At 71.4% G+C, this 16,618-nt stretch carries 10 protein-coding genes; 7 read left to right on the top strand and 3 right to left on the bottom strand.

Going from position 1 to position 16,618, the window contains the following annotated elements; genetic code table 11:
- Positions 1 to 121 precede the first annotated feature (121 nt).
- The 5 genes from glgX to glgB all read left to right on the top strand — a co-directional run bounded on the left by glgX (position 122) and on the right by glgB (position 9,992).
- A complete protein-coding gene (glgX, locus tag ACTVCO_RS04095; RefSeq protein ID WP_443727112.1) occupies positions 122 to 2,302 on the top strand; it encodes a glycogen debranching protein GlgX in 2,181 nt (726 codons plus the stop codon).
- Between the two features lie 101 nt (positions 2,303 to 2,403).
- Positions 2,404 to 4,521, top strand: coding sequence for an alpha-1,4-glucan--maltose-1-phosphate maltosyltransferase (locus ACTVCO_RS04090; protein ID WP_443727111.1), 2,118 nt, complete (start codon positions 2,404 to 2,406; stop codon positions 4,519 to 4,521).
- The gene (treS, locus tag ACTVCO_RS04085) at positions 4,518 to 6,287 is read left to right on the top strand and encodes a maltose alpha-D-glucosyltransferase (RefSeq protein ID WP_443727110.1); all 1,770 of its coding nucleotides are present in this window, start codon (positions 4,518 to 4,520) and stop codon (positions 6,285 to 6,287) included. Before ACTVCO_RS04090 ends, treS begins: the two co-directional genes overlap by 4 nt.
- 19 nt (positions 6,288 to 6,306) lie before the next feature.
- Positions 6,307 to 7,737: a maltokinase N-terminal cap-like domain-containing protein gene (locus ACTVCO_RS04080; protein WP_443727109.1), complete on the top strand. Its 1,431-nt coding sequence runs from the start codon at positions 6,307 to 6,309 to the stop codon at positions 7,735 to 7,737.
- A 71-nt stretch (positions 7,738 to 7,808) separates the two neighbouring features.
- Entirely contained in the window at positions 7,809 to 9,992 is a 2,184-nt protein-coding gene (gene glgB / locus ACTVCO_RS04075) for a 1,4-alpha-glucan branching protein GlgB (protein ID WP_443727107.1), read from the top strand.
- A gap of 151 nt (positions 9,993 to 10,143) precedes the next feature.
- Here the strand turns inward: glgB and ACTVCO_RS04070 are convergent, their stop codons facing one another.
- The 3 genes from ACTVCO_RS04070 to ACTVCO_RS04060 are packed head-to-tail and all read right to left on the bottom strand — an operon-like array spanning position 10,144 to position 13,731.
- Positions 10,144 to 11,082: a tetratricopeptide repeat protein gene (locus ACTVCO_RS04070; RefSeq protein ID WP_443727106.1), complete on the bottom strand. Its 939-nt coding sequence runs from the start codon at positions 11,080 to 11,082 to the stop codon at positions 10,144 to 10,146.
- A 37-nt stretch (positions 11,083 to 11,119) separates the two neighbouring features.
- The gene (locus tag ACTVCO_RS04065; RefSeq protein ID WP_443727105.1) at positions 11,120 to 12,133 is read right to left on the bottom strand and encodes a hypothetical protein; all 1,014 of its coding nucleotides are present in this window, start codon (positions 12,131 to 12,133) and stop codon (positions 11,120 to 11,122) included.
- A complete protein-coding gene (locus tag ACTVCO_RS04060) occupies positions 12,130 to 13,731 on the bottom strand; it encodes a hypothetical protein (RefSeq protein ID WP_443727104.1) in 1,602 nt (533 codons plus the stop codon). Before ACTVCO_RS04060 ends, ACTVCO_RS04065 begins: the two co-directional genes overlap by 4 nt.
- A 239-nt stretch (positions 13,732 to 13,970) precedes the next feature.
- Here ACTVCO_RS04060 and ACTVCO_RS04055 point away from each other — a divergent pair, with 239 nt between their 5' ends.
- Complete coding sequence (locus tag ACTVCO_RS04055) at positions 13,971 to 16,193, top strand: hypothetical protein (RefSeq protein WP_443727103.1); 2,223 nt, start codon at positions 13,971 to 13,973, stop codon at positions 16,191 to 16,193.
- A complete protein-coding gene (locus tag ACTVCO_RS04050) occupies positions 16,190 to 16,612 on the top strand; it encodes a hypothetical protein (protein ID WP_443727102.1) in 423 nt (140 codons plus the stop codon). Before ACTVCO_RS04055 ends, ACTVCO_RS04050 begins: the two co-directional genes overlap by 4 nt.
- Positions 16,613 to 16,618 lie beyond the last annotated feature (6 nt).

Here is a 16,618-nt window from a genome sequence, read left to right as displayed (position 1 = left end):
CCCGCAGCCGTGCGCGGACGCCGCCGGGGAGACGTCCCGCCATACGGTCCGTTCGCGGCGATAGGCTAGACGGTCGGTCCCGGCCACATCGCAGGACATCACGTTCGAGGAGATCACCACCATGCCGACGATTGCCGCCCGCACCGCCTCCGACGAGCTGACGCCCCCTCTGGGCGCGCATGTCGTCGACGGCGGGACGTCGTTCGCGGTCGTCGCGTCGCACGCCGAGAGCGTCGACCTCTGCCTCCTCGACCCCGCTCCCTCGAGCGCGACCGGTTGGACGGAACGACGTCTGGCCATGACGCGCGGGACGCGCGGCGTCTGGCACCTCACGGTGCCTCACGTCGGAGCGGGGCAGCGCTACGGCTTCCGCGCCCATGGCCGCTGGGACCCGAGCGCGGGCCTCCGGTACAACCCCGCCAAGCTTCTCGTCGACCCGTACGCACGCGGCCTCGAGGGTGAGGTCGTCGACGGGCCCGCCGTCTACGGTCACTCGTGGGAGGGCCAGGGCGAGGACGGCCTGCCCCTGCCCTCGGAGATCGACTCGCTCGGGCACGTGCCGCTCTCGGTCGTCGTCGACTCGACCTACCGGCCGCACCCCTCACGCCCACGCATCCCGTGGTCACGCACCGTCGTGTACGAGGCCCACGTGCGCGGCCTGACGGCGCACATTCCCGGGGTTCCCGACGAGCTGCGCGGCACCTACGCGGGACTCGCCCACCCCGCGACGATCGACTACCTGCGATCGCTCGGCATCACGACCCTTGAGCTCCTGCCGATCCACGCCAAGGTCTCGGAGCCGCACCTCGTCGGGCGCGGCCTGACGAACTACTGGGGCTACAACACGCTCGGGTTCTTCGCACCCGAGCCCTCCTACGCCACCGCAGCAGCCCGCGATCGTGGCCCGACGGCCGTGCTCGACGAGGTCAAGGGCATGGTTGCGCTCCTGCACGAGGCCGGGCTCGAAGTCCTGCTCGACGTCGTCTACAACCACACCGCCGAGGGCGGCACGGACGGCATGCAGCTGTCGTGGCGCGGCCTCGACGCCACGGTCCACTACCTGCACGACGGCGGAGCGCCCGCGCGCTTCGCGGACACGACCGGCTGCGGCAACACGCTCGACCACAGGCGTACCCGTCCCGTCCAGGCGGCTCTCGACTCGGTGCGCTACTGGGCCCACGAGATCGGCGTCGACGGCTTCCGCTTCGACCTCGCGGTCACGCTCGGGCGCCACCACGACGGCTTCACCAACGTCCACCCGTTCCTCGTCGCGCTCGCGACCGACCCCGCGCTCGCGGACGTCAAGCTCGTCGCAGAGCCGTGGGACGTCGGCCCCGGCGGCTGGCAGACCGGCAGCTTCAAGGAGCCGTTCAGCGAGTGGAACGACCGGTTCCGCTCCGCAGTACGCCAGTTCTGGCTCGCCGACGCCCGTGAGCTCTCCCACGGACGCACCGGGCAGGGGATGCGCGACCTCGCGACTCGTCTGTCAGGATCCGCCGACCTCTTCGGCCACTCCGACCCGCCGCTCGAGCGCGGGCCCGTCGCCTCGATCAACTTCGTCACCGCGCACGACGGCTTCACCATGGCCGACCTCACGCGCTACGACCACAAGCACAACGAGGCCAACGGCGAGGACAACCGCGACGGCACGGATGACAACCGGTCGTGGAACCACGGGATCGAGGGGGCTGACGGCGACGTCGACGGGATCGCCTCGGTCCGCCGCCGTTCGCACCGCAATCTCCTCGGAACCCTGCTGCTCTCGGCCGGCACACCCATGATCACGGCCGGGGACGAGGTCGGCCACAGCCAGCACGGCAACAACAACACCTACTGCCAGGACAACGAGCTCACGCGCCCCCGGTTCGACGCCGACGGTCTCGAGGGTGACCTGCGCGCGACGACGCAGTACCTGCTCGCACGTCGCGCCGAGCTCGCCGCGCTGCGGCCCGCGCGCTTCTACCTCGGCAAGCCCTTCACCTCCCGGCCCGACGACGGCCTCGACCTCGCCTGGTACTCCGAGGACGGGACGCAGATGACCTCCGCGGAGTGGAACGACACCTCGCGGCGCGTCCTGCAGATGGTCCGGCGGACGGCCGACGCACAGGACCCCGCGGTGCGCATCGTCCTCAACGGGTCGCTCGACGTCGTCGACACGGTCGCGCCCGAGGACCACGTCGCGTGGGAGCTCGTGTGGGACTCGTCCTGGGAGCACCCTGACGAACGTTTCGAGCCCGCCGAGGACCTCGGATCCTCTCTCGAGCCGTTGAGCATGCGGCTCTATGTCGAGGCGTCGCACTGACGACGTCGCCCGAGGTCACAGTCCCGCATCACTCGCTCCCCGGAGAGATCAGGGCGCGTGGCGACGCGCGAGCGACGCCCACCACGGGCTAGGTTCGACTTGTGAGCAGGAACAAGCGCCCCCGCCCCGTCAGTGCCGCCGCGGACTCGGGTCGGACGGTGCGCGCGAGCGCACCGGCCGCCCTGGCGAGTCGCGACGCGCAGCCCGTCCCCGTCCTCCCCACCCCGATCGGTCGCATCCCCGTCGTCGAGGTGTCTCCGACCGTCGAGCAGGGCCGCTGGCCGACGAAGGCGGTCGTGGGTGAGGCGATCCCCATCCGGGCAACCGTGTTCCGCGAAGGTCATGACGCCGTCGGCGCGACCGCGGTGCTCGTCGGTCCCGACGGCACGGTCCGTGCGTCCGCCCGCATGCGCGACATCGCACCCGGCCTCGACCGGATGGAGGCGCGCGTCGCGCCCGACACGGTCGGTGAATGGACCTTCCGGGTCGAGGGCTGGTCGGACCCGTACGGCACGTGGGCCCACGACGCGTCGGTGAAGATCGCGGCAGGGGTCGACGTCGAGCTCATGCTCGCCGAGGGCGTGCGGGTCTTCGACCGCGTCCTGTCCGAGGTGACGCTCACCGACGCCGACCGCACGCTCGTCGCGGACGCGCGCACGGCGCTCGCAGACACGCGCTCGATGCCTCTCGAACGTCTCGACGCGGCCTGCACCGCTGAGGTGCGCGAGGTCCTCACGGACCGTAGCCCGCTGCGGGACCACGTCTCGCCGTCGGCCGACTACCCCCTCGTCGTGAGCCGCGAGCTTGCCCTCGCTGGTGCGTGGTACGAGATGTTCCCGCGCTCGGAAGGCGCGTCCTACGACGCCGCGACGCGCTCGTGGCGCTCGGGCACGCTGCGGACGGCCGCCGAACGGCTGCCGGGCGTCGCCGCGATGGGCTTCGACGTCATCTACCTCACTCCCGTCCACCCGATCGGGACGACGTTCCGCAAGGGACGCAACAACTCGCTCGAGGCGCTCCCCGGCGACCCGGGCTCGCCCTACGCGATCGGCTCGGCCGACGGCGGGCACGACGCGATCCACCCCGAGCTGGGCACCTTCGACGACTTCGATGCGTTCGTCGCACGGGCTCGCAGCCTCGGCCTCGAGGTCGCGCTCGACCTCGCCCTCCAGTGCTCCCCCGACCACCCGTGGGTCACGTCGCACCCCGAGTGGTTCACGACGCGGGTCGACGGCACGATCGCGTACGCGGAGAACCCGCCCAAGAAGTACCAGGACATCTACCCGCTGAACTTCGATCTCGATCCCGACGGCCTCGCCGCCGAGATCGAGCGCATCGTGCGGCTCTGGATCAGCCACGGCGTCACGGCGTTCCGCGTCGACAACCCGCACACGAAGCCGCTCGACTTCTGGGAGGGGCTCCTCACGAGCATCCGGGCGACGAACCCGGAGGTGATCTTCCTCGCGGAGGCGTTCACGCGGCCCGCGATGATGCTCACGCTCGCGCGCATCGGCTTCCAGCAGTCCTACACATATTTCACGTGGCGCAACACGCGCGACGAGATCACGTCGTACCTCGAGGAGGTCGCGAGCGAGGTCGGCTCGGTCATGCGCCCGAGCTTCTGGCCCACGACGCACGACATCCTCACGCCAACGATGCAGCACGGCGGCGAGACGATCTTTGCCATCCGCGCCATCCTCGCCGCGATGGGCTCTCCGACGTGGGGCATCTACGCGGGCTACGAGTTCGCCGAACGCGTCGCACGCCCCGGCGCGGAGGAGCAGATCGACAACGAGAAGTACGAGTTCAAGCCGCGCGACTGGGCTGCCCCCGAGGCCGCGGAGCTCACGGCCCTGCTCACGAGGCTCAACGACATCCGGCGCGCGCACCCCGCGCTGCGTCAGCTGCGCAACCTCACGGTGCACCCGACGACGAACGACCAGGTCGTCGCGTTCTCCGCGCACCTCGACGGTGAGTTCACGTCCGACGGCACGCCCGACACGGTCATCACCGTCGTCACCCTCGACCCGTGGGGACCCCAGGAGTCGATGGTCGACCTCGACCTCGTCGCGCTCGGCCTGGCCCCGGCCGGGGACGACGAACCCCGCTTCAACGCCCATGACCTGCTCACGGGAGAGACCTACGCTTGGGGTCGACGCGCGTTCGTGCGCCTCGAGCCCAGCCGCGTCGCCCACATCATCCAGGTGGTGACCCCATGACGACTCTCCCGCGCATGCCCGAGCCCGCCCCCCTCACGGGCCAGCTCGCGGTCTCAGCACTCCCGCCTCAGCGACGCCCGGTCATTCCCGCGGTGCCCCGGGAGCTGTCCGACGACCCGCACTGGTACCGCACGGCGGTCTTCTACGAGGTGCTCGTCCGCGCCTTCGCGGACTCGACCGCCTCCGGTTCCGGCGACCTGCGCGGGCTCATCGACCGGCTCGACTACATCCAGTGGCTCGGCATCGACTGCCTGTGGCTCCCACCGTTCTACCCCTCCCCGCTGCGTGACGGCGGCTACGACGTCGCCGACTACACGGCCATCGCCGAGCAGTACGGCTCGCTCGAGGACTTCGTGGAGCTCATCGAGGCGGCGCACGCACGCGGCATGCGCGTCGTCATCGACCTCGTCATGAACCATACGAGCGACGCGCACCCGTGGTTCCAGGCCTCGCGCCAGGACCCGGACGGGCCGTACGGCGACTTCTACGTGTGGGGCGACGACCCGACTCGCTACGGCGACGCCCGCATCATCTTCGTCGACACCGAGACGTCGAACTGGACGTTCGACTCGGTGCGCCGCCAGTACTTCTGGCACCGCTTCTTCTCCCACCAGCCCGACCTCAACTTCGAGAACCCTGCGGTTCAGGAGGCGATGCTCGATGTCGCACGGTTCTGGTGCCGCGTCGGGGTCGACGGCTTCCGGCTCGACGCCGTGCCGTACCTGTTCGAGGAAGAGGGCACGAACTGCGAGAACCTGCCGCGCACGCACGAGTTCCTCGCGCGCGTGCGCGCCATGGTCGACGCAGAGTTCCCGGGCACGATCATGCTCGCGGAGGCCAATCAGTGGCCGGGCGAGGTCGTGGAGTACTTCGGGACCGACGAGGCACCCGAGTGCCACATGTGCTTCCACTTCCCCGTCATGCCGCGCATCTACTACGCCCTGCGCGACCAGAAGGCGACCAAGATCCTCGAGATCCTCGCTGACACGCCCGCGATCCCGGCCGGCGCCCAATGGTCGACGTTCCTAAGGAACCACGACGAGCTCACCCTCGAGATGGTCTCGACGGAGGAGCGCGCGGCCATGTACGGCTGGTACGCACCCGACCCGCGCATGCGCGCGAACGTCGGCATCCGTCGGCGTCTTGCGCCGCTTCTCGGCGGCTCACGCAAGGAGATCGAGCTCGCGCACGCGCTCCTGCTCTCCCTGCCTGGGAGCCCGTGCCTGTACTACGGCGACGAGATCTCGATGGGTGACAACATCTGGCTCGAGGACCGCGACGGCGTCCGCACGCCGATGCAGTGGACCCCGGATCGCAACGCCGGGTTCTCGACCGCCGACCCGGGCAAGCTCTACCTCCCGGTCGTGAGGTCCCTCGGGCACACGTACGAGGGCACGAACGTCGAGGCTCAGCTCGCAACGCCCGGCTCGCTCCTCCACTGGGTGCACGGCATGCTCACGGTCCGTCGTCGTCACGCCGCGTTCGGCACGGGCGCGTTCACCCCCGTCGTCGCGGACGACGAGTCCGTCCTCGCGTTCGTGCGGTCGACACCCGACGAGAGCCTCCTGTGCCTCGCCAACCTCGGAGCGACCGCGCGCGCGACGACGCTCTCGCTCCCGCAGCATGCGGGCGCGACCCTCACCGACCTGTTCGGCGGCGCCGAGCTCGGGCAGGTCGGGGCCGACGGCACGTTGCGCTGGGTGTTCGGCGCGCGCGACTTCCACTGGATCCAGCTCGCTCCGGCGTCACCGGCCACGCGGGACTGAACGGCATGAGAGGACACTTGTGACACGTCACCGCGTCGACCTCACTGACCAGCTCGGCCCGTTCGTCGCGGCACCACCGCCGAGCGACGAGCAGCTCGCGCTCCTGCGCGCCTGGATGCCCGAGCGCCGCTGGTTCCCGGTGAAGTCGGGCGCCGCGACGATCACGCCGTGGCGTTCGTACGCGCTGGTGGCGGAGACCGACGCCGTCGTGCACCTCATGCGTGTCGCGACCCCTGAGGCAACCGTCATCGTGCAGGTGCCCGTCATCGTGCGGCCCTCGGGCGGGGCTTCGCCCGTCGAGGTGGGCCAGGAGACGCCGCCGACGTACATCGGCTCGCTCGACGACGGCACGGTCCTCGTCGACGCGTGCGACGACCCGTCGTTCTGGGAGGCATGGCTCACCCTCGCGCAGTGGGGCGAGGCCGACGCAGGTCCGAGCGACATCGATCTCACGGGTGCGCGCATGCTCACGGTCGAGCAGTCCAACACGTCGATCCTCCTGCCCGCTGTGGCCGGGGGCGGGATCCTCAAGGTGTTTCGGACGGTCGCCCGGGGCGCCAACCCCGACGTCGATGTCCCGCGTGCGCTCGTCCAGGCAGGGTGGGACGGGGTTCCGGCGCCTCTCGCGTGGCTCGAGCTCGCGGGTGATGCCGACGTTCCCGGGGAGTCCGAGACGATCGACCTCGGGGTGCTCACCGAGTTCGTGCCCGACGCCGCAGACGGCTTCCAGCTCGCGTGCGCGTACGCGACGGGCGACCTCTCGTTCGCGGCAGAGGCGCACGAGCTCGGCCGAACGATCGCCGGGATGCACGTCGCGCTGCGTGCGGCGCTCCCCGCCGCCGGGCAGACGGTCGGCCTCGCGTGGCTGCGCTCGGAGCTGCGGCGGCGCGCCCGGTCGGCAGCCGCGAGCGCCCCGACGCTCTCGGGTCGCCTCCCCGCGATCGAACGCTGCTACGCGCGTCTCGAGACCCCCGCGGGGGCTGCAGACCTCCTCGATCTCCAGCACATCCACGGTGACCTTCACCTCGGCCAGGTGCTGCGGGCCGGTGACGGCACGTGGCGGGTCCTCGACTTCGAGGGTGAGCCGATGCGGTCGCTCGAGGAACGGCAGCGCCCCGACCTCCCGGGGCGTGATGTCGCGGGCATGCTGCGGTCGTTCGACTATGCGGCGGCTATCGGTGAGGCTCCGTCGGCGACGTGGTCGCACGATGCCCGGGCCGCATTCCTCGAGGGCTACGTGAGCGCGTCACCCGCGGCCGACGACGATTTCGCGCACGCACTGCGCGAGGCGTTCGAGCTCGACAAGGCGCTCTACGAGGTCGTCTACGAAGCGGGCAACCGACCGGACTGGGTGTGGATCCCTCTCGGCGCGGTCGACCGTCTCATCGCCTCGGCGGACGACTCCCCCGACGGTCCTCACGGCGAACCGGACGGCCCGGTGCCCGGTTAGCCCACGCAGGGATCCGACGCGCCGGACGTCGATCCCTCCTCTCGCCGTCCGTGTCGTGGAAAGGTAGTGCAATGACCCCGTCCTCCCCCGCGCCGCTCCCCGTCGCCGCCGATCTTCTTGCCAGTGTTGCTGCAGGTCGGCACCACTCCCCGCATGCCGTCCTGGGACCCCACCTGCACGACGGGCACCTGACCGTTCGCGTCCTGCGGCCGCTCGCCGACGAGGTCACGGTCGTGACGGCAGACGGTGAGTTCGAGGCACTGCACGAGCAGGACGGGGTGTGGGCAGCGGTCCTTCCGGCTGCCGACGTCCCCGACTATCGGCTGCGGGTGCGCTACGGCGACATGACGTCGGACTCCGACGACCCGTACCGCTTCCTGCCGACGCTGGGTGATCTCGACATTCACCTCGTGCGCGAAGGACGGCACGAGACGTTGTGGACCGTGCTCGGCGCCAACGTGCGCACCTACCCGGGTGAGCTCGGCGAGGTCACGGGGACGGCCTTCGCCGTGTGGGCGCCCAACGCACGCGCCGTGCGCGTCGTGGGCGACCTCAACCACTGGCAGGGCGCGTCGCACGCGATGCGGTCTCTCGGCTCCTCAGGGATCTGGGAGCTGTTCGTCCCCGGGGTCGGCGCTGGGACGCGCTACAAGTTCGAGATCCTCGCGCAGGACGGCTCGTGGCGACACAAGGCCGACCCCATGGCCAAGGGCGCAGAGGTTCCCCCGGCCACGGCGTCGGTCGTCGTCGAGACCCAGTACGCGTGGGGCGACTCGGACTGGATGGCTCGTCGCGCGCAGTCGGACCCTCACGCGGCCGCGATGAGCGTCTACGAGGTGCACGTCGGCTCGTGGCGGCCGGGCCTCGGCTACCGCGAGCTCGCAGAGCAGTTGACCACCTACGTCGTCGAGCAGGGCTTCACGCACGTCGAGCTCATGCCGATCGCCGAGCACCCGTACGGCCCGTCGTGGGGCTACCAGGTGACGGGCTACTACGCACCGACGTCGCGCTTCGGGCACCCCGACGACCTGCGCTTCCTCATCGACTCGCTGCACGCCGCGGGAATCGGCGTCATCCTTGACTGGGTTCCCGCGCACTTCCCGAAGGACGAGTGGGCGCTCGCGCGCTTCGACGGCACTCCCCTGTACGAGGACCCGGATCCGCTGCGCGGCGAGCACCCCGACTGGGGCACGTACGTCTTCAACTTCGGCCGTGCCGAGGTCCGCAACTTCCTTGTCGCGAACGCGACGTACTGGCTCGAGGAGTTCCACGTCGACGGCCTGCGCGTCGACGCCGTCGCGTCGATGCTCTACCTCGACTACTCGCGCAAGCCCGGTCAGTGGCGTCCCAACGCCCAGGGTGGACGAGAGCACCTCGAGGCGATCGGCTTCATCCAGGAAGCCAACGCAACCGCCTACCGTCGCAACCCGGGAATCATCATGATCGCCGAGGAGTCGACGTCGTGGCCCGGGGTCACGGCGCCGACGAGCGCGGGCGGTCTCGGTTTCGGTCTCAAGTGGAACATGGGGTGGATGAACGACACCCTGCGCTACCTCGCCACGGACCCGATCCACAGGCGCTACCACCACCACGAGGTGACGTTCTCGATGGTGTATGCCTACTCCGAGCAGTTCATGCTTCCGCTCAGCCACGACGAGGTCGTCCACGGCAAGGGATCGCTCCTGCGCAAGATGCCGGGCGGAGAGTGGCAGCAGTTCGCCGGCCTGCGTGGCCTGCTCGCCTACCAGTGGGCCCACCCCGGCAAGCAGCTGCTCTTCATGGGCTGCGAGATCGGGCAGGGAACCGAGTGGGACGACGGCCGCGGCGTCGAGTGGCATCTGCTCGACCACGCACCGCACCGGGGAGTTCAGACCCTCGTGCGCGATCTCAACTCCGCCTACCGGGCCCAGGAGGCCCTCTGGGCGCGCGACTTCGATCCGGAGGCATTCACGTGGCTCGACTCGGACGCCGCCGACGCGAACATCATCGCGTTCCTGCGCCGCGGCACTGACGGGCGCGACATCGCCGTGGTCGTCAACTTCGCGGACACGGTCCACGAGGGCTGGCGCTTGCCCCTGCCGACGGACGGGACGTGGACCGAGATCCTCAACACGGACGCCGCCGCGTACGGCGGTTCCGGCGTCGGCAACCTCGGCAGCGTGACGGCCGAGGCGCAGCCGTGGCGGGGCCAGCAGTTCTCCGTGCCGCTGCGCGTCCCCCCGCTGGGTGCGATCTACCTCGCTCGTGAAGGCTGAGGTCGTCGCGCGTCAACGCACCTGAGCCGCCCCGGCCGGCCGGGACGCGCCTCGTCGTGTCCCCGCCGCAGACGAGGCGCAGCCGCGGGTGAAGACATCGATGCCCGTCCCTCGTTGAGGGACGGGCATCGTCGTCGGCACCGCTGAGTGCTCAGTAGAGCGCGTTCGCGAGCGCTCGTCGGGCGGGGCCGACCCGCGGGTCCTCGGGGCCGAGGATCTCGAAGAACTCGACGAGACGCGTGCGCACCGTCTCCTTGCCCTCTGCGTCGAGCGACACGAGAAGCTCGACGAGACGCCCGAGCGCGTCCTCGACCTTCCCGCCAGCGAGGTCGAGGTCTGCCACGTCAAGCTGGGCCTGCAGATCGTTCGGGCGATCCGCCGCAGCCGTCCGCACGGCCGCGAGGTCCATCGTCGCAGTCCGCGCGAGCAGCCGGACGTTGGCGAGGCCGGCCGACGCATGGGCGTCGCGCGGGTCCTCACGCAGCGCTTGGGAGTACGCGGCGATCGCGCCCTCGAGGTCGCCCGCGTCGATCGCGTCGTAGGCCTTCTGGTGGAGCGGAGGCAAAGGCTCTGCCTCAGGCTCTGCGGCGGCGGCGTCTGCCGGTGCGCCCTGGGCATCAAAGCGCCCCGTGACCCCGTTGGCCTCGGCCGCCGCGAGCACCTGGTCGAGCACGCCGGTGATCTGCTCGTCGTCGAGGACGCCCTGGAACAACGGAACAGGCTGGCCCGCGAGGAGCGCGACGACCGCGGGGACACCCTGGACCTGGAACGCCGCGGCGATCTGCGGGTGCGCCTCGACGTCCGTCCGTGCGAGGACGAGACGCCCCTCGTACCGGTCGATGAGCGTCCCGAGCGACGCGCCGAAGCGAGCGACGGCCTCGTCTGTCGGGAGCCACATGAGGACGACGACGGGAACCTTGGCCGAGAGCTCGACGACCGAGTTGAACGTCTCCGTGGTCGCGTCGAGAACGTACCCGCCGGCCGCGGGCGCACCGCCGGGCTCACCGGGGGGCGGCGCGGTCGGGCGACCGAACGACGTCAGGTCGACGGCTCCGCGGACGTCGAGGGGAGAGCTGGGCTGCTGGCTCATGGCACCTTCCTGAAGACGTGGACGCCGTGCGTCCGGGTCAGTCCTTCTTCTTGGGGATCGAAGCCTTCGTCGCACCGTGGGCGACGCCAAGGACGATGGCCTTGTCCTGGTCACTCGCACCAGAGGGCACGTGGATGGCGACGACCGTCGTGTACGTCAGCGCCATCGAGTTCTCGACCTTGAGCTTCTTCGTGAGGTGCTTCTCGACGTCGTCGACGGGCGAGATCTTCGCGCCCTTCTCAGCGACACGGTCCTCGAGCGCGGTCAGCTCGCCAACGACGAGCATGCCCCCGTCGATCGTCGCGAACGCGTGCAGCGCACCGGGCACCGCCGTGAACGTCATCGTCTGCTTGCCGTCGGCCGGCTTGAGCGCGTCGTTCTGCAGCTTGCCGAGCGCGGCAACCCGCTCGCGGAAGAGATCGTCACCGAAGAGATCGAGGTGCTTGGACTTCTTGGGCTTCGAGAGGACGTCCGCGTAGCGTTCGAGCGCCTCGGACGCCGTGACGAGGTAGCCGTCCTCATCCGCGTCGATCTCCGCAGAGCCGACCGTGGCGGACGCGAACTGCGGCAGGGTCACACCCGGGAAGAGGCGTACCCAGGACCACAGACGCCAGGGGTCGCGTGCGTCGTCCTGCTCGAGGACGAGCAGACGCTCAGTCTCGAGCTCAGGCTGCTCGGAGACGACGAGCGCGGAACGCGGCCACGCCTGCTCGACGGGCGCGGTGAGCGACAGCGCGGTCGTCGGCAGCTTGGTGAGCGCCTCGTCGCTCTTGGTCGACTTCGCCACCGCGAGCTCAACCTTGCGCATCGTGAGGGCTGGGCCCGAGAGACGATCCTTGAGGCCCTTGTCGCTGCGGGCCTCGTCGGTCGTCTCGAGGGTCTCGCCGATCGAGGCGAGGATCCGGTCGGCTTGTTCGCTCGTGAGAACGGGCGGCGCCTGGACGGGGGTCGCGGCCGGGGAAGGTGTGGGCAGCGGCTCGGCGCACGCGGCGAGCCCGAGCGCGATCGCGACCACGGAGGCTGCCAGGGCCGCGCGGGTCGTGCGGGTCATGCGTCCTCCTCAGGAGGTGTCGGAGCGGGGTCCGACGGCGCCGGGCTCCACGTCTGCTGCTCAAAGCCCCAGGCACGACGCCAGGCGTCGGCGCGCGCTGCCACGGGGTCGTCGGTCGCCGCGGTCGGCACGGGTGTCGCAGCCGGGGCGACGACGGGCTGAGGGCCCGTCTGATCGGCCGTCGAGCGCGCGGCCCGGACGACGGGGAGGGTTCCGGTGCGCGGCCGACGGCGGGACTTCTCGAGCGCCGCCGCAGCGGCCTCGCGCTCGGCCTGCTCGCGCATCTCGCGTCGGGTGAGCGGGCGCCCGGAGGCAGGGGTCTCGGTGGCCGACGGACTCGTCGGGGCGCTCGGACGCGTGGCGTACGGGCTCGGACCGGCCTCGGCTGCAGCCTCCGCAGCAACCCCGGCCGTGCGCGCTGGTTCCGGCGCGCCAGCTGCGCTTCCCGCAGTCGACGGCGCGGTGCGGGGCGGTCCGTACGGGGAGACGCCCGCGGCGGGAGCTGCGGACGAGGGGCTCCCGGGAGCGGTTGCGGCCGGCGGCCACGTCGGCGCGGGCGTCCCGCGCATCGTCGACGACGGCGTCACGGGCGACGATGCCGGACGGGCGTCGGCCGCAGGCGTCGCGGGCGAGAGCGAGTCGGGGGCCGGCGCCGCGTCGGCACCGGGTGCGGGCGTGCTCGTCCGACGCGACGAAACGCTCGACACCGCGCGCGCAGAGGTCTCAAGGATGCTGCGACGGGCACTCGCACCGACGGCGCGCACGCCGCCGCGCGAGGCAGCCAGCAGGACGAGGAGTCCCACGAGCGCGAGAAGCCCGCCCACGACGACGCCGGGGATGAGCCACGGCGTCGAGACCTCGCGCTGCCACGACAGGGTGAGCACGGGCGGGGGCGCACCCTCGCCGACCGAGGCGACGAGGACCATGGTGCGGCCCTCGTGAGCGGTGACGTCGGGAAGCGACGCTGTGGCTGTGGCGCTCGCGGACGAGAACCACATGTCGGAGCCTGACGGGTCGGGGCCGACGAGGCCCGAGTCACCGACGACTGGTTGCGGGGTCGCAGAGTCGCTCGGGGTCGCAGAGTCGCTCGGGGTCGCGGACGCATCGTCCGACGGCGTCGCCGACTTCTTGTCCGAGGCCGTCGTCGATTCCTTGTCCGACGGCTCGTCAGACGGCTTGTCCGACTCCTTGTCCGACGGCTTGTCCGACGGCTTGTCCGACGGCTTCTTTGTCGCGTCGTCGTCGGGCGCAACGGGTGTGGTCTCACCAGCGACGAGAACCGTCGCAAGTGCGGACCACGACGCAAGCCCCGTGACCGAAAGATGGGCGTCGTCCCCCACCCAGCCGCGCACGTCCACCTCGCGTCCCAGCGCGATCGCGACGTCGCCGCCGTCGGGACGCGACGCGGTCACGGTGACGTCGTCAGAGACGACCGTGAGCACACCGGGCTCCACCGTGAGAAGAGTCGTGGCCCCCTGGGCCGAGCTCGTCGCGGTGACGACGTCGTCGGCCCGCCAGAGCGTCGCCGAAGCGACGGCGAGACCCGCCGAGACCACACCGAGTGCGATGAGCACGGCGGCGATGACGCGTTGCAGCACCAAGGTTCCTTCCGTTCCGGACGCTTCAGCCTACGGCGTCGTCCCATGCCACGGCCAACGAGCGGCTCTCCCACCCCCTGCCGCCACCGGATCTGCACACGGCACCAGATCACAGCAGTCGGGTCCCCCTTGCGCGGCCAAACCGATACGCTGGGACAGCGCCCTCGTGCGGAAGTCGACGACGACCGTCCGGCGGACCAGCGCACCTCCTGCACCGCCCCCGACGCCAAAGGCTCATCGTGTCCGAAGACCGTCCTCTGTTCCCCGTCGTCATGCGCGGCTACGACCGCGGTCAGGTCGACGGCGAGATCTCGCGTCTCGCCAAGCAGCTCGACGCCGCGCGCACTCAGGTGGCGTCGCTCGACGAGAAGACTCTCCAGATGAGCGGCGAGCTCTCCGACGCGCAGCGCCAGCTGCGCGAGGCGGAGCGGCCGACGTACTCGGGCCTCGGGTCACGCATCGAGCAGCTCATGCGCTCCGCAGAGGAGCAGTCCTCGGACGTCGTCGCCCAGGCGAACGCCCAGGCGTCGGACTCGGTCGCACGAGCCAAGCTCGCCTCCGGCCAGATCCGCGCCCGCGCCGAGAACGAGGCTGCCGAGATTCTCGCGACCGCACGTCGCGAGGCCGACGACACCCGCGCCGCCGCCGCGACCGAGGCCGAGTCCGTCACGACGAGCGCACTGCGCCGCGCCGACGAGATGGTGAGCTCCGCCGAGCGCGAGGCCGCCCGTATCCAGTCGGTCACGCAGACCGAGGTGGCCGAGATGCGCGCGACCGCCGAGCGCGAGACCTCGAGCCTGCGCGCCGCGGTCGAGCTCGAGACGACCGAGCTGCGCGTCACGACCCAGGACGAGGTCGCGGCCCTCCGCCAGACGGCCCAGGCCGAGACAACAGCCCAGCGCGAGGAGACCGACACGTACGCGGCCGACCTGCGCCGCACCGTCGACGTCGAGACCTCCGAGCTGCGCCGCACCGCCGAGGCCGAGACGAGCGCACTGCGCCAGGCGGCCGACACCGAGACGGGCGAGCTGCGTCGCACCGCCGCGCGCGAGACGGGCGAGCTGCGCCAGGCAGCCGAGACCGCAGCAGCAGAGCTGCGCGCGAGCGCCCAGGAGTTTGCCGACACGCTCCAACAGACCGCCGAGCGCGAGACGACCGAGCTGCGCCGCCGCGTCACGGACGAGACCGACGCCCTGCGCACCGAGGCCGACCAGTACGCAGCTCTCACCCGGACGACGGCTGACCGCGAGGTCCGCGAGCTGCGCGACGCCGCAGCAGCCCAGGTCGCCCAGCTTCGCGCCGAGACCGACGCGTGGGTGACCGACCAGCGCACGACGACCGAGCAGGACGTCACGGTCCTGCGCGCGACCGCCGACCGCGAGACGACCGAGCAGCGCGAGACCGCACGCATCGACACGGCGGCCCTGCGCGAGCTCGCCGAGCGCGAGACCACAGAACTGCGTGAGACGACCGCGGCCGCCGCGGCCGAGCTGCGGGCGAAGGCCGACCGCGAGACGACCGAGCTGCGCGAGAGCACCCGTCTCGCGGTCGAGGCCCAGCGGGCCGAGGCTGCGCGCGAGGCCGCGGCGACGATCGCCGCCGCCAAGGCGGAGGCCGACTCGCTCCGCGAGCAGGGCCGCAAGGCGCTGGCCGACACCGAGCTCGACATCGCGACGCGCAAGGCCGAGTTCGAGCGCTCCGAGGACGAGCGCATGGCTGCCGCCCGCGCAGAGACCGACCGCATGGTCTCGGAAGCCGAGGCGCACGCAGCGGACGCCGAGCAGCGCGTCGTGCGCGCCGTCGAGCAGGCCGAGAAGATCCGTCAGGAGTCCGACGCCCACGCCAAGGAGCTGCTGGCCGGCGCTCGCCGCAACGCCGACGAGATCGTCTCCGGTGCTCGCGAGCACGCCGAGCGCACGCTGTCCGAGGCCGTGAGCGAGGCCGACCGCGAGCGCACGACCGCGCAGCGCCAGGTCGACGACCTCAACAAGCAGCGCGAGTCCATCACGACGTACCTCGACGAGCTGCGTTCGCTGCTCGGCGGCGACCCGATCCCCTCACGCCGCACGCTCGAGCGTGTCTCGGTCGCCCAGGAGCGCTTCGAGCAGCAGGCGGACGATGCGGGCGCGAGCGAGTTCACTCCCGCCGTCTCCGCTGCCACCGAAGACCTCACCGCCGCCGCCGGTGCCGCCACGCCATCGGCGGGGTCGGCCCGCTCGGCAGCCTCACCCGCCGAGGTCGGCGACGAGGCCAGCACGGTCGTCGTGGCCCACAGTGCCGAGGACGAGGCCATCGAGGACGCGCCCGCCGCGGACGACACGGTCGAGGACGAGCCGGTGACGGACGAGGCGGTCGAGGTGCCCGGGCTCGAGGAGGACGACGCGACCGACGCAGACGCCATCGAGACAGCCGCGCTGGCCGACGAGGACGACGAGTCGGACCCGGAGCAGGCAGCCCGATGAGCGACGAGGGCGGCTGGGCGGCGCAGCGACGCGAAGCCGCCCTCGTGCACGAACAGCGCCTGCGCGACAAGCAGGCCGGTGAGACGGCCGTCGCGCGCGAGCTCATCGCCGCGTTCGTCGAACGCGCTCGCGCCCGCGGGGTCGAACCCGAGCCCCTCCACGCGCGCGACTACTCGGGCAACGGCCCCTACCGCACGCACCTGAGCGGCTGGTACATCCGAGCCAACCGCTCAGCCGCGATCGGTGAGGACGGCCTGTTCTACGTCCTCACCGTCGCCGGCGGTCTGCGGGAGCGGCTCACCGGCTCGCGACCCGCGCCGAGCGACCCGCCGCTCGTCCTGGGCAAGGGTGGACGCGATGGCGAGTCGATCGACATGCGCGAGGCCCTGGCACGCGTCGTGCCCGAGTCGCCGCGCTGACGAGAT

This window comes from Sanguibacter sp. A247 (assembly GCF_052324925.1).
In the GTDB taxonomy this organism is placed as follows: Bacteria; Actinomycetota; Actinomycetes; order Actinomycetales; family Cellulomonadaceae; genus Flavimobilis.
This window is presented reverse-complemented; position numbering and strand designations above follow the sequence as displayed.

Excerpts from the sequence above, each read along its gene's own strand:
- treS (WP_443727110.1), top strand. The coding sequence starts at position 4,518 with ATGACGACTCTCCCGCGCATGCCCGAGCCCGCCCCCCTCACGGGCCAG.
- glgX (WP_443727112.1), top strand. The coding sequence starts at position 122 with ATGCCGACGATTGCCGCCCGCACCGCCTCCGACGAGCTGACGCCCCCT.
- ACTVCO_RS04050 (WP_443727102.1), top strand. The coding sequence starts at position 16,190 with ATGAGCGACGAGGGCGGCTGGGCGGCGCAGCGACGCGAAGCCGCCCTC.
- glgB (WP_443727107.1), top strand. The coding sequence starts at position 7,809 with ATGACCCCGTCCTCCCCCGCGCCGCTCCCCGTCGCCGCCGATCTTCTT.
- ACTVCO_RS04070 (WP_443727106.1), bottom strand. The coding sequence starts at position 11,082 with ATGAGCCAGCAGCCCAGCTCTCCCCTCGACGTCCGCGGAGCCGTCGAC.
- ACTVCO_RS04065 (WP_443727105.1), bottom strand. The coding sequence starts at position 12,133 with ATGACCCGCACGACCCGCGCGGCCCTGGCAGCCTCCGTGGTCGCGATC.